Source organism: Kosakonia sp., from assembly GCF_032052965.1.
Lineage (GTDB): Bacteria > Pseudomonadota > Gammaproteobacteria > Enterobacterales > Enterobacteriaceae > Kosakonia.
Genome location: NZ_DAMBVN010000001.1, coordinates 538572 through 551374, shown reverse-complemented (window position 1 = coordinate 551374; position 12803 = coordinate 538572). Strand labels below are relative to the sequence as shown.

Genomic DNA, 12803 nt, shown 5'->3' with positions numbered 1-12803 from the left:
CTGAAAGGATAGAACTATGCAACATCAACTGTTTATCAATGGAGAACTGGTTAACGGCGAGGGCGAGAAACAAGCCGTTTACAACCCGGCCACCGGTGACGTGTTGCTGGAGATCGCCGAAGCCTCAACCGCACAGGTCGATGCAGCAGTGCAGGCGGCTGACGCGGCATTTGCCCTTTGGGGGCAAACGACGCCAAAAGCGCGGGCGGAGTGCCTGCTGAAACTGGCGCAGGTGATAGAAGACAATGCGCAAACGCTGGCGCATCTTGAGTCGTTGAACTGCGGTAAGCCGTTGCACTGCGTCATTAATGATGAAATCCCGGCGGTAGCGGATGTCTTTCGCTTCTTTGCCGGGGCGGCACGGTGCCTGAACGGGCTGGCAGCGGGGGAATATCTTGAAGGTCATACGTCGATGATCCGCCGCGATCCGGTGGGCGTAGTGGCCTCCATTGCGCCGTGGAACTACCCGCTCATGATGGCCGCCTGGAAACTGGCCCCAGCCCTGGCTGCCGGGAACTGTGTGGTGATTAAACCGTCCGAAATTACGCCGCTTACCGCCCTTAAACTGGCAGAACTGGCAAAGGACATATTCCCGGCAGGCGTGCTGAATGTGCTGTTTGGGCGCGGTAAAACGGTGGGCGATCCGCTGACCGGGCATCAAAAAGTGCGCATGGTGTCCCTCACCGGATCGATAGCGACCGGTGAGCACATCATTGCGCACACTGCTGCGTCCATCAAACGAACCCATATGGAACTGGGCGGCAAAGCGCCGGTCATTGTTTTCGATGATGCCGATCTGGAGGCGGTAGTAGAAGGTGTGCGCACCTTTGGTTTCTACAATGCGGGGCAGGATTGCACAGCCGCGTGCCGCATCTATGCACAAAAAGGAATTTACGCTGCGCTGGTCGAAAAACTGGGTGCCGCCGTTGCCAGTCTGAAAATGGGCGCACCCGACGACACCGAAACGGAGCTGGGGCCGCTGAGTTCCGAAGCGCACCTTGCGCGGGTCAGTAAAGCGGTGGAGGACGCAAAAGCATTGAGCCATATCCGTGTGGTCACGGGGGGCAACAAACGTGACGGCGCAGGGTATTACTACCAACCGACGTTGCTGGCAGGGGCAAAACAAGACGACGCCATTGTACAACGCGAAGTGTTTGGCCCGGTGGTCAGTGTGACCGAATTTGACGATGAAGAGCAGGTGCTGAACTGGGCGAATGACTCACAGTACGGTCTGGCGTCTTCCGTATGGACAAAAGACGTGGGCCGCGCACACCGACTCAGCGCCCGGTTACACTATGGCTGCACCTGGGTAAATACCCATTTCATGCTGGTCAGCGAAATGCCGCATGGCGGGCAAAAGCTGTCCGGGTATGGCAAAGATATGTCTTTATATGGACTGGAAGACTATACGGTTGTGCGTCATGTCATGATTAAGCATTAATTTCGTGCCGCCAGGGATGGCGACATTGCTCCGGAATATGAGCTATTTCTCATAGTTTATTATGTCGCAGTTGTCATTTCTCCTGAACTGGTTTAATAATAAGCGACCATCAGCGGAGTGGTAAAATATAACTCACTAAAAATACCGCATATAGACATTATCATTGCCCTGTCACAATAGTGTCATTGTTGCTATCGATAATGTCTCGCTTTTAAAAATATCAGGCTGGGGAAATAACATTATGAGTAAAATTGTGGTCGTGCTTGGGCCTGGCGGCGCGTCGGAATTTTTGACCGTCGATGACAGCGAAACCTCTGTGACGTGGGCGGTAGGAGGCGGGGCGTTGGGTAACACCTTGCCTATCGAAACCTACTTTTGTGAAGGTGAAGAGTTTTATTTTGCAAGACTTGAAACCAGGCCGCACGGCGAAATGCTCGCAGCATCTGTTAATTAAAATTAAGGGCTCTGTTGAGCCCTTAATTATTTAATAATTCGCAAACTTATCTTTTCAAAAACACTTCATTTTCTCGCGGCGCCCAGTCTTTTTCTGAAAAGTCATAGGTCGGTAGCGGTTCGTCTTTGATCCCTTGTGAGCGTAAAACAGCACGTACTTCTGCGGGCAGGTTCTCATCGCGGAATAATTCAGCGAGCACGAACATCACATCAAGGAAAGAGAGCTGTTTTATTTCAAAGGGTTTCCAGCCGGTACGTTTATGAATCAAATGATAGAGCGCTTCTTCGCCGGCGAGCGGAACAAAGCTGCTGGCATATTTTTCCCGGTGACGGGCCAACAGCGATTCAAGAATAAATATCTGCGCGGTACGCTGGCGAGCCGCGTGCGCCCGGGGACTGTCTGTCGTCACATCGGTGTGCGTTATGTCATTGTTTTCACGCACCCGAACTTCTATGGCTTGCCACAGATCGTCATATTTCTGCATAACCTTACCTTGTTTGTTCTGAAGAATGCCTTGCTGTTAGACAATAACAGAGATGCACGATCGCCGCCAAATTTCCCGGTGCTATTCTTCAATATTTCTTATATTTAAATCGGAACTTAAGTAAAATTTCCCTATAAAAGCAAAGCACTCTGATTATCTTATTTAAGCGAGAGTAAAAATCCGCAAAATAACGTGCGCGCTATCAAAGCTTATTGAGCAGATGAATAATAATGTGAGCGTTCATACCTTTGATGGATACTTATCATGAAAATGAATTCGTTGTTCTGCGGAATGATAGCTGCGATCAGTTTACTGCTGGCGGCAGAGGGGATGGCCAAAACAGCACCATTAACCGATGCGCAGATTAAAAAGGCCATTATTGCCGAGTCGATTTCTCAGTATCCAGGCACCTGCGCCTGCCCCTATAACCAGGCGCGTAATGGTAGCCATTGCGGTAAACGCAGCGCCTGGAGCAGAGCAGGAGGATATGCGCCGGTTTGTTATGACAACGAGGTCACCAAAGAGATGATGGATGCCTGGCGTGAACGCCAACGTTAACCGATGGGTGATAGAAGCCGGGCGGGTTGTTTTGCCCGGCATGCACTGTTGCGCATCAGTGAGTTAAATCAATAATTCCCAGAAACCCATAAGTTGCTTAAGTAATTAAACTTGATATACATCAACAAAAAGAGCATATTGCGCACGTTTTGTTACTTTTGGGTTCATATTTGCAATGACGCTTTATCAAAAAATGTTGGTATTTTATGGGGTCATGGCCTTGCTCTGCGCTTTGATCACCTGGTTTTTGTCTCACGATCGCAAGCGCATCCGTTTACTCTGCGCGTTTTTAATCGGTTCCACCTGGCCGATGAGCTTCCCGGTGGCGCTGCTGTTTTCCTTGTTCTGAAGCAAAGCGTGACGACGGAAACATAAAAACCACGAAAAAAGTGCAACATATTTAACGGATGTTTTACCTAAGGAAAGGAGACAGACGTTGGACCTCTATATCAAGTTACTGATCTTTTACGCGGTTATGTCCGTCATATCGGGTTTCATTACCTATTTCCTCACACAAGATACCCGCACATTCCGCATCCTCAGCGCCTTCCTGGTTGGCGCGACCTGGCCTGTCAGCTTCCCCGTTGCTTTACTTATTTCTTTGATCTAGCGCTACCCCTTGAGATGCTGTATATAATTACAGTATTACGACATGGGAGAGTCACATGAACAGTTTTTATTCGCACCACGCGCAAGCGCAGGTTCGCTGGCAGGATTTACCAGGCAAAGGCGACCCTGTCGTGTTTATTCATGGTCTGGGTTGCGCCTCCTCTTATGAATATCCGCGCGTGGTGGCCGATCCGGCATTTGGCGGTCGACGCGCCATTTTGATTGACTTGCCAGGCTGTGGTTACAGCGAACGGCCCGCCAGTTTTTCTTACCGCACCAGCGATCAGGCCAGCGTGGTCGTTGAACTGCTGGATCATCTCCAACTTACTGCGTTATGGCTGTATGGCCACAGCATGGGCGGCAGCATTGCTATCGAAGTGGCGGCGATGATCCCGGAGCGTGTTCGCGCGCTGGCAGTGTCAGAGCCGAATTTTTATCGCGGCGGCGGCGCATTCAGCCGCGAGATAGCGGCCCAGGCTGAAGCAGACTTTGTGACCTGCGGCTATGCGGTGATGCTGGCGAAAGAGAAAACGCCGTGGGCAGGTTCGCTACAAAGTGATGCACCATGGGCGGTGTGGCGCGGGGCAAAAAGTCTGGTGGATGGCATTGAACCGTCCTGGATGGCGCTGTTCACGCAGTTTCCACACCCCAGGACGTTAATCTTCGGTGCCTTATCGCTGCCGGATCAAGGCGCGCAGGACGTCTATGATCAGGGCATTGATGTGCGGATAATCCCCCAGGCCGGGCATTCCATGTCATGGGAACAACCCGCCGCATTAGCGCAGGCGCTGGCAGCATTTATTAGCGAACTGGAATGAAAATCCCGGCGCACTGGCGTGGCCGGGACTGTGGCGGCTCAGGGTAGCAGCGTTTTGAGTTTCTTTCGCGCCGCGGCAGGTACATCCAGCGGGTGAACATAACCGATGTTTTCTGTCGCACGGTGGTAAAGCGCTACGAGCCAGTCATAGACATAACGCGTGGCTGCATGCACCGGTTGTTCGCTTAATTTCGTTAACCGTGCGTCGTTAACCCCTGTTGCGCCAGTAGCAAAAATGGTGCTGCCTTTCTGCACACGGCTCGCCGGGCGCTGATCTTCAGGAATATCGGCATAACCCAGCCAGGCGACAAAGTTACCGATAGCCGCATATAGCTGCGCGGCACAGGCGGTATCGCGCTGCATTACTTTTTGCAGTTGTTCCGGCAGGTTAAGGCGGTAACTGCTGATAATGACGATTTCAGCCATCTGGCGTAAGGTGCCAGGAGAAACGCCCAGGCGAGCGGCGTTTTCATCATTGCGGCTCCACTGACGAACATGGTTAACCCACAGCGCATGCGCCTGTTGCCCTACATCTTTGGCGACAGGCTGCTGTTCGCTGCTTTCACTGCTGTCAGCAAACAAATCTATGGCTTCATTAAACAGGCCGCTGACTTTCTCCTCACGCGGTTGCTGAACTTTCCACAGCGTATCAAACTGCTGCATATCCGGTTGCAGTCCTTCCAGCAATTCACCGTGGCGTGAAGCCTGGCCTTGTAGTTCGCGCACCACGGCTTCTGCCCGGGCGCGCTGAACAGTATTTTCTCTGACCGGTGCGGCAGCCCAGCTTTGCAACAGATCGCGCAACGTTTGCTGATGGCGTTCATGTAAGGCTTTTAACCGACTTTGTCGTAAACCCGGAGCCGTTGCCTGACCCAGCCACTCAAGCAAACGTTGCAGACTGCTCGCATCCAGCGCCTGTAAGGTGCCCCAGTGCTGCCCGGGTTTACCAACAAGTTGCTGAACGGCTTCATCAAGATTTTGCGCCTGGGTAAATCGCGCATCCTGCGGGGTAATGGCCCATACCAGCCCCGGTAATGCCGCTTCCTGTCCGGATTGTGTTTCGTTGACCCAGTTAAGCAATGCCCGCGCAGTAGTGGCAGTGGCGGAGCGTTCTGCGGTGGCGTTACAAATCATCAGCACATCCGGCTGTAAACGCTGGCGATAGCACTCCAGCAACCAGCGGCATTTACTGCGCCATAAGGGTTGCCCCGCTTCAGGACCTGGCGCAGGAATATCGAGAATGTCGACGCCAGCCAGCACGCTGTTTTCCACCGGCAGCACCAGTTCACGGGTAATCAGCGATAAAGTCGCGAGCGGCACACTGACCGCATTCTGCAGCTGATCGTTAAGCCAGGGATGCACCACCACTTCATCCTGAATCTCTTCGCTCCCCGGCCCGGCAGGGGTTAAGAACCCGTCCGTCGGCAGTGCAAAGTTATCCACCAGGACGCTCAGCGGCGCAGCCAGTTCGCTGGCATTGCCAGTCTGATGCAGGGTATGCGCCAGCCCCAGCCACTGCTGGGTCAGCTCCTGCTGTTCGCCCCATAGCAGCGACCAGGCGCTGGCACGGGCGCTGAGATCCAGCGATGGCAGCAGCGTGGCGAACTGATGCCATAACGCATCATCCATCTGCTGCGCCGACGAAGGCACCACCGAACGCCAGAAACGGGCTATTGCGCCGATCTCCTGTGAGGAAATGCCGGGCACGGCGTTGGGTTGACGCAGGCCGCGCCATTTGGCGACACGGCTGTCGATGACGGACTTGTCCACCGCGCGCAGTTCCGGCTGTTGTTGCGCATGGGCAATAAAGATCTGCACCAGTTCGGCTTCGCTGATAATGCGCAAGCGCAGCGGGAAACTCTCGTCCATTGCCGACACCGAATGGCTAAAGCGCAGCGCCATGCTGGTCAGTCCATGGCCCGGATTGACATGTGTAAAGTACTCCAGCGTCTTATCGCCGGGTCGCACATGCAAACGCCCGTTACCACTCCCACACAAGGCATTAAGCAGATGGGCTTTCGCGGCCTGAGAGTGACCGTACAGGCCAACAGTGCAGGGCGCGTCAGCCGCGTCGTTGAGCGCCGTTTCTTCCGCTGCAGCCGTGGTCAGGCGCGCCAGTAACGCATCGGCATCGTCGTCCAGCAGGGGCGATTGCAGGCGGTTTTCAGAGATCCACGCCATCAACGGCTGGGTGTTTTTTACGCTCGCACTCATTTCAGGTACACACTCCCGCTGTCGATCCAGTAATGGCTTCCGCTATGGCGGCGGTCGGCCAGCGTATTTAATTTAAAGGTTAACGCATCGGCGGCCACGGGTGTGCCATCCTGCAACCAGGCTTCACTGAGAGTAAAGGACTCCGGCCCGTGGTGTTTGTTACCGCCACTGAATTGCAGACGTACATTCAGGACACCATCGCCAGCAATCGCTTTGGCCAACTCTTGTGAGTTGATACTCAGCGTATAGAGTGGCGTGGCAGGCCAGCGGGCATTAGCCAGTTGGCGGAATCCCAGCGTCACATTGCCGCGCAGCGGGAAGTGCAGGCGCGCATCCAATTTCGCGCCCGGTTTATCGAGGTCGATATCGTGATACCAGATATTTTCATCGCGCAGCGTATTAACCACGTTATCCAGCAACCCGAGATAGCGCACGGTGGAGTAAGCGCCAATATCCGCCGCCTTAAAGTTAAAGCGCGGCAGGCGCAGATCCAGCGCCAGGCTGCACAACATTGCCCCCACTGCGGCCGTCGATTTCGGGTTACCGATCTTGCCCTGCTGACTGAAGGGATACCACTCATGCACGCGGTATTTGTCCAGCCACACCATGCGGTTAACAGGCACGGGTTGCAGGTGGCGAATCAGTGCCTGCACGCCCGGCAGGCAGCCAGGCCGACCGGTGATCAGCAGCACATCGCAGCAATAATGGCTGATGGCTTCACACACGGCATGCAGCGGCGCGGTGAGCGTGAACTGCCCGGCCAGCATCGCCGCCTGGAGTTCAGAGAAATTGACCTGCAACGGCACTGCCAGCACATCGAACTCCGCCGAACCTGCCGGAAGCGCATGGTCGATCGCTTGCTTAAGGTAGTTCATCACATTGCGGGTCGGTTGCTGTTTCAGCAAATCGCCAAAGGTGGCATGCAAACCAGCCAGCGGATCGTTGATGTCGCTCTCTTCCCAGGCCGCCAGAATGGCATGCCCCACTGGCATAAACAGCTGCAGCGTGGTTTGTTGACGTAACACCGCCTGAGTATCAATACGCCCGGAATCCCCAAACAGCGACGCCATAATCGACGCCGCATCCGTGATGCCGGATTTTTGCATATGGGTCTGCAAGGCAGGTAACACGCAGCGCTGAATGACATCCAGCAGAATATCGTCACCCGCAACTTTGAACCCTTCCCGGAACAGCAACTTAGGGGTGATCTTCACATTACTGCCGGTGCCGTCATCAAGCTGATAGTGCGTAATGGCCATATCGGTGGTGCCGCCGCCAATATCGACGGAGGCCACACGCAGCGAACGCCCTGGCACGACACCCGGAGCTTCGGTGCGGTCCGGGCGGGCGGTAGCGGCGAAGAAGGTTTCGGTTTGCCCGGCAAAACGGGAGATCGCTTCGTTATATAGCCACACCAGCTGGCCGCAGCTGGCTTCGTCCCACTCCATATGGATCTGTGGAACCGGCACTACACTTTTTTCCTGCTGTTTGCGGTTGGCAAAATCTTCATCCTGCGGATGCCAGCCCATCGCTTTCCATACCAGCGCGATGGCCTCGAACATACGACGACGGAAGATTTCGCGCTCCTGTTTCGGCATTGCCGAGGGCAGGGTCAGGATGATGGTGCGCAATTGGCGAGGCGAAGCCGGAAAGCCCAGACGCAGACGTGTGGCTACGCTGTTGATCTGCCCCAGCGCCTGTGCCAGCAATTCACACAGCATATGAGTCATCAGCGTACTGCGGCTGTACTGCGGTGAAAATACCGGCAGACGCTCATCCAGAGGCAGACTGTAAAGCGGCTGGCCTTCGTCATTCATCAGATTCATCAACGGGAAAGCTGTCGCCAGCGGTTCGCGCTGGGTTTTGCTGTTCATCTGGCTGAAGCGCCAGTCTTGCAATACCGGGGTTTCGTCCCACAAATAGCGACGCGGGCTGGAGATCCCGCTGTTACCTTCGGTGCCCAACCGCTGCATTGCCAGTTTGCGGGCTTCATCGCCAACGCGCACGATCGAAGGCCAGACAAAGGCGTCTTCACGGCCACTCTCAACGGAAAAATGCTGCTTACCAAAACGCGCTTCCGAGAACTCAAGACGGCTGGTGAAAAGCGGTTCATTAAGGAACTGCGGTTCGCTCAGAGAACGTACCTGTAACTCTGCCGTCTGACGCAGACCGTCATTAGCATCGCCGTGATCTTCAATGATCACGCCACACGTATGGGTATTACCAACATCAAGGATTAAGTCGACCGGGATCGCTGGCGTACTGAGCGTATGGGTGACGATTTTGACTTCCGGCACCTGCAACTGGGTACCGAGCAGGGTCATCAGGTTCAGCCAGTGCGCCTGGTATTCAAAGCTGCGTAACGCCTGATTGATATCGCGTTCGCTGCGGGTTTCATGCTGCGTTACATGTTGCAAAAAGGCTTCACGCAACCAGCCGTCCACCCATGTCTGGTCAAGGAAATCTGCCACTTCATCATCGCGCCAGGCGAGCGAGAAACGGGTGCCATTAAGGATGTCGTTCTCCAGCGGGGCGAGTGCGCCCGGGGAGAGATCGTTGATCTGGCTGTCCAGCGCCAGCGCCACGCGGTGCGTGTTACCGGCACTGTCTGGCTCGCTCAGCTTGCGGATCTGCACACGTGCCCAGTTATCCGGGCCTTCAACAAAGGTGCGCGGCGGGTTAAAGCGCAAGAACGGGATCGGCAACCAGACGCCATCGAGCAGGGTCAGCGAATATTGCATGGCGTGCGTGCTTTCTGGCTTCACCACTTCTGGCTGGCTGCCGTCACGCGTGGGCAGGGTAAAACGCCCGTTGACCAGGTCAAAGTCGAGGCGCAGCAGGGGGCCGTTCGCAGTTTTACGCACAAAACGGCCGCTGTTTGCCGTATCCTGCGGCGTCAGGCCAAAATCAAGAAATTGCACGCCGCTGTTGGCAATCAGCGTCACGCTCTGTTTGTAGTCGCAAAGATTAACCAGCATAAACTCAGTCACCTGTTTTTCTGAACGTCACCGGAACGGTGGTTTTGGCGTCAAAACGTGCGTTACATTCCGCGACGTCGTTGCTGCTTGCTTTACAGGAAATTTCCGGCATGGGGTAACGGGAACCATCGCTGCAACGCGCGTTGCTGCGGCTCTTGATCATCAGCTCGCCGGTCTGATGCAAACCGGAATAAAGCTCTGCACGGCAGGTCACGTTTTTACCGTGAACAATACGTGCGGTGCCTTTGTTGTTCTGGATTTGAAAACGGACGGTTGGCGCTTTTCCGGTTTCTGGATCTTTCACATCCATCGCCACGCGCCAGTTGCCGTTGAGGAATTTAGTAGAGCCAATTTTCACTTCCAGCGCATCCATCACCAGCGCATCTTTCGGGATAGCGGCGATCACTACCGGCGCTTTTTCTTCTGGGGCTTCCGGCGCGTTAAGCTCTGCGGCAACCTCCGCCTGATGCAGAGGCAATTGTGCCGCCAGTACTGGCGCAGCCTGCATCGGTTTCGGCGCAATTTCTACAGGTGCAGGGGGCTGGACTGCCGTCACAGGGGCAGGGGTGTCACGTTGTTGGTTAAGCAGTAACGGCGCGGCCACCGCGACAGCCACGGCAGCAGCCACAGGCAACGCCCACAGACCATAGCGGCTGCGTTTTTTCGGTGCCACTGGCGTTGGCGCGGCAGGCGCAGGTTCAGGCGTTACAACAGGCTCAGCGGCCTGAACCGGCGGCACAACGGCAGGCTGCGGCGGCAGATTCACTGCAGGCGGTGGCGTCAGTAACGGTTCATCTGCATGACTGAAAGTGACCGTCGCAGCGGGTTCGACTTCCGGCTCCGGTTCAGGTTCTGGCAGCATCTCAATGATCGGCTCTGCGACTTCCGGCTCTTTTAAGCACTCCAGCACATTGTCACGGGCGTTTTCGTTCAGATTGACGAATCCCCAGAAGGTGATGACCGGTTTGCCATCAACCAGAAAGACGTGGTTTTCACCGGGGAACTGCAGCGCTTTTTCCAGCAACGAGCCAAACAGTTGTTGCGCGGTCTTTGGCGACTGCATGCATTTGCGGCTGAGGGCCGCAGCGCTGTCGAGGGTGTTTTCGAGGTAGCGAAATGCCTTAAAACGGGCCTCTTCGTCGGCGGCTTTCCAGGAAACCGCCCGCCCATCTACCGGCGAGTACCAGTCAACGCGATCGCCTTCATCATTAACCTGGGGAATTGCCAGGCAGTCTACCAGCGCTTGCTGCTTACGCAGACGCAGTGCTTCACGAATTTGCAAGGCCGAATCAAATACGGCCTGACCGCCGCCGCCAACGGCCTGGAAATCGTCCAGATCGCCGCTGCGCAAGAGAGTTTTTGCCACGTTTTCATCCCATAGACTTCTTCACGCGTCTACTGTACGCAATGTCGCAGCAAGTAAACGGCAGAAGAAAGCTCAAAACCATTGAATTCTCGACGCATTGATCGCATCGAATCGACTTGACGGCGCGCAAAACACTTAAGATAAATTTTAATTTTAATGATGGTGGATATTTCAGCAAAATCAACTGCTTTAGCATAACCTGAGCGCGATTCGTTATTTGCCTGTTTGCCCGGGCTGTGCTGAGATTAACGCTCCATATAAAAAAGAAGGTTCCTGATAATGTCTACAGGGAAAACACTGCTCGCCCTCGCGCTGAGCGCTTTGTTACCGGCAAGCGCCGCATGGGCGGCCTCTAACGACACCATCGTCTACTGTTCCGAAGCTTCTCCGGAGTCGTTCAACCCGCAGATAGCCAGCTCTGGCCCGACGTTTGTCGCCAGCTCCCAGGTTCTCTATAACCGCCTAATTAACTTCGACCCGGTGAAAAACACACCCATTCCGTCGCTCGCTACCGCGTGGAGTGTCTCTGAGGATGGCAAAACCTGGACCTTTACCCTGCGCCAGGGCGTGAAGTTTAACAGCAACAAATATTTTAAACCGACGCGCGATTTTAATGCCGATGACGTGATCTTTTCTGTGATGCGGCAAAAAGATGCCAAACATCCTTATCATAATGTTTCACAAGGTAATTACGAGTACTTCACCGATGTCGGCCTTGATAAGCTGATCAAAGAAGTGAAAAAAATTGACGATTACCACGTTCAGTTTGTCCTGAATGAACCGAATGCCGCCTTCCTGGCTGATTGGGGAATGGATTTTGCTTCCATCCTTTCTGCGGAATATGCCGATGCAATGCTGAAAAAGGGGACGCCGGAAAATGTCGATACCTGGCCTGTCGGTACCGGGCCGTATGCTTTACAGCAATATAAAACCGATGCGCAAATCCGCTATATTGCTAACCCGAACTATTGGGACGGCGCAGTGCCAACGAAACATTTGATCTTTGCCATTACGCCAGATGTGCAGACCCGCCTGGCGAAACTGCAAACTAACGAGTGCCAAATCATTCCGGCTCCGGCCCCAGTGCAGTTTGCGCAGATCAAAAACAATAAAGATCTGGCGCTGCACTCTGTAGAGGCGTTGAACGTGGGTTATCTGGCATTTAATACGGAGAAAAAACCGTTCGATAATGTTCTCGTGCGTCAGGCGCTGAATTATGCGACCGATAAACAAGCCATAATCAATGCGGTTTTCCAGGGCTCTGGCAGCGTGGCCAGGTCACCGTTGCCGCCGAACATGCTCGGTTTTAATAAGGAATTAAAAGATTACAGCTACGATCCGGAAAAAGCCAAAGCGCTGTTGAAACAGGCCGGGCTTGAGCAAGGCTTTGAAGCAACGCTCTGGTCGATGCCGGTACAGCGCCCCTATAACCCGAACTCGCGCCGCATCGCCGAGATGATCCAGGCTGACTGGGCAAAAGTTGGGGTTAAGGCGAAGATCGTCTCTTACGAGTGGGGTGAATACCTTGCGGGAATGCGCAAGGGCGAGCATGACACGGCACTGTTTGGCTGGATGTCGGATAATGGCGATCCGGATAACTTCGCCGATGTGTTACTAGGCTGCAACAGCATTAAGACCGGTTCTAATGCGGCCCGCTGGTGTGACAAAGGCTATGACAATCTGGTGCAACAAGCAAAACGGAGCGCTGATCCGGCAACACGCGCGAAACTGTACGGTCAGGCACAGGAGATTTACTATCAGCAGGCACCGTGGATTGCGCTGGCGAACGGTAAAACGTTCTATGCCACCCGCAGCAATGTTAGCGGCTATAGCGTGAGCCTGATGGGTAGCGATTTTTCCAAAGCGAAACTGAATTAAAGGA

Annotated in this window: 11 protein-coding genes; 7 read left to right on the top strand and 4 right to left on the bottom strand. The window is 54.4% G+C overall.

All coding sequences use genetic code 11. The annotated features are described in order from the left end of the window. Window positions 1-16: 16 nt before the first annotated feature. Complete coding sequence (gene patD / locus RTX30_RS02575) at window positions 17-1441, top strand: aminobutyraldehyde dehydrogenase (protein WP_312686492.1); 1425 nt, start codon at window positions 17-19, stop codon at window positions 1439-1441. Window positions 1442-1682: 241 nt separating this feature from the next. Continuing rightward, window positions 1683-1895, top strand: a complete 213-nt coding sequence (locus RTX30_RS02570) for a hypothetical protein (protein WP_312686490.1) — start codon at window positions 1683-1685, stop codon at window positions 1893-1895. Window positions 1896-1941: 46 nt separating this feature from the next. Here the strand turns inward: RTX30_RS02570 and RTX30_RS02565 are convergent, their stop codons facing one another. Beyond that, a complete protein-coding gene (locus RTX30_RS02565; RefSeq protein WP_312686488.1) occupies window positions 1942-2379 on the bottom strand; it encodes a hypothetical protein in 438 nt (145 codons plus the stop codon). A gap of 264 nt (window positions 2380-2643) precedes the next feature. Here RTX30_RS02565 and RTX30_RS02560 point away from each other — a divergent pair, with 264 nt between their 5' ends. The 4 genes from RTX30_RS02560 to RTX30_RS02545 all read left to right on the top strand — a co-directional run bounded on the left by RTX30_RS02560 (window position 2644) and on the right by RTX30_RS02545 (window position 4364). Next, window positions 2644-2937: a hypothetical protein gene (locus tag RTX30_RS02560; protein ID WP_409429788.1), complete on the top strand. Its 294-nt coding sequence runs from the start codon at window positions 2644-2646 to the stop codon at window positions 2935-2937. Window positions 2938-3112: 175 nt separating this feature from the next. Next, window positions 3113-3286, top strand: coding sequence for a GhoT/OrtT family toxin (locus tag RTX30_RS02555; protein ID WP_312686486.1), 174 nt, complete (start codon window positions 3113-3115; stop codon window positions 3284-3286). An 87-nt stretch (window positions 3287-3373) separates the two neighbouring features. Beyond that, window positions 3374-3547 carry a GhoT/OrtT family toxin gene (locus RTX30_RS02550; RefSeq protein ID WP_312686484.1) on the top strand — a complete coding sequence of 58 codons (174 nt, stop codon included), beginning with the start codon at window positions 3374-3376 and terminating at the stop codon, window positions 3545-3547. Between the two features lie 55 nt (window positions 3548-3602). Further along, entirely contained in the window at window positions 3603-4364 is a 762-nt protein-coding gene (locus RTX30_RS02545; protein WP_312686482.1) for an alpha/beta hydrolase, read from the top strand. 38 nt (window positions 4365-4402) lie between these two features. On the opposite strand, the gene RTX30_RS02540 is transcribed toward RTX30_RS02545, so the two are convergent. The 3 genes from RTX30_RS02540 to RTX30_RS02530 are packed head-to-tail and all read right to left on the bottom strand — an operon-like array spanning window position 4403 to window position 10921. Further along, window positions 4403-6577, bottom strand: a complete 2175-nt coding sequence (locus RTX30_RS02540) for a virulence factor SrfC family protein (protein WP_312686481.1) — start codon at window positions 6575-6577, stop codon at window positions 4403-4405. Next, entirely contained in the window at window positions 6574-9555 is a 2982-nt protein-coding gene (locus RTX30_RS02535; RefSeq protein ID WP_312686479.1) for a virulence factor SrfB, read from the bottom strand. The genes RTX30_RS02540 and RTX30_RS02535 overlap by 4 nt, the downstream gene beginning before the upstream one ends. Window positions 9556-9559: 4 nt before the next feature. Beyond that, window positions 9560-10921: an SrfA family protein gene (locus RTX30_RS02530; RefSeq protein ID WP_312686477.1), complete on the bottom strand. Its 1362-nt coding sequence runs from the start codon at window positions 10919-10921 to the stop codon at window positions 9560-9562. Between the two features lie 279 nt (window positions 10922-11200). Here RTX30_RS02530 and RTX30_RS02525 point away from each other — a divergent pair, with 279 nt between their 5' ends. After that, window positions 11201-12799 (top strand): ABC transporter substrate-binding protein, encoded by a 1599-nt coding sequence (locus RTX30_RS02525; protein WP_312686475.1) that lies wholly within the window; start codon window positions 11201-11203, stop codon window positions 12797-12799. Window positions 12800-12803: the final 4 nt, after the last annotated feature.

Coding starts and splice junctions, on each gene's coding strand:
- RTX30_RS02565 (WP_312686488.1), bottom strand. CDS start 2,379: ATGCAGAAATATGACGATCTGTGGCAAGCCATAGAAGTTCGGGTGCGT.
- RTX30_RS02545 (WP_312686482.1), top strand. CDS start 3,603: ATGAACAGTTTTTATTCGCACCACGCGCAAGCGCAGGTTCGCTGGCAG.
- RTX30_RS02540 (WP_312686481.1), bottom strand. CDS start 6,577: ATGAGTGCGAGCGTAAAAAACACCCAGCCGTTGATGGCGTGGATCTCT.
- RTX30_RS02525 (WP_312686475.1), top strand. CDS start 11,201: ATGTCTACAGGGAAAACACTGCTCGCCCTCGCGCTGAGCGCTTTGTTA.
- RTX30_RS02555 (WP_312686486.1), top strand. CDS start 3,113: ATGACGCTTTATCAAAAAATGTTGGTATTTTATGGGGTCATGGCCTTG.
- RTX30_RS02560 (WP_409429788.1), top strand. CDS start 2,644: ATGAAAATGAATTCGTTGTTCTGCGGAATGATAGCTGCGATCAGTTTA.
- patD (WP_312686492.1), top strand. CDS start 17: ATGCAACATCAACTGTTTATCAATGGAGAACTGGTTAACGGCGAGGGC.
- RTX30_RS02570 (WP_312686490.1), top strand. CDS start 1,683: ATGAGTAAAATTGTGGTCGTGCTTGGGCCTGGCGGCGCGTCGGAATTT.
- RTX30_RS02535 (WP_312686479.1), bottom strand. CDS start 9,555: ATGCTGGTTAATCTTTGCGACTACAAACAGAGCGTGACGCTGATTGCC.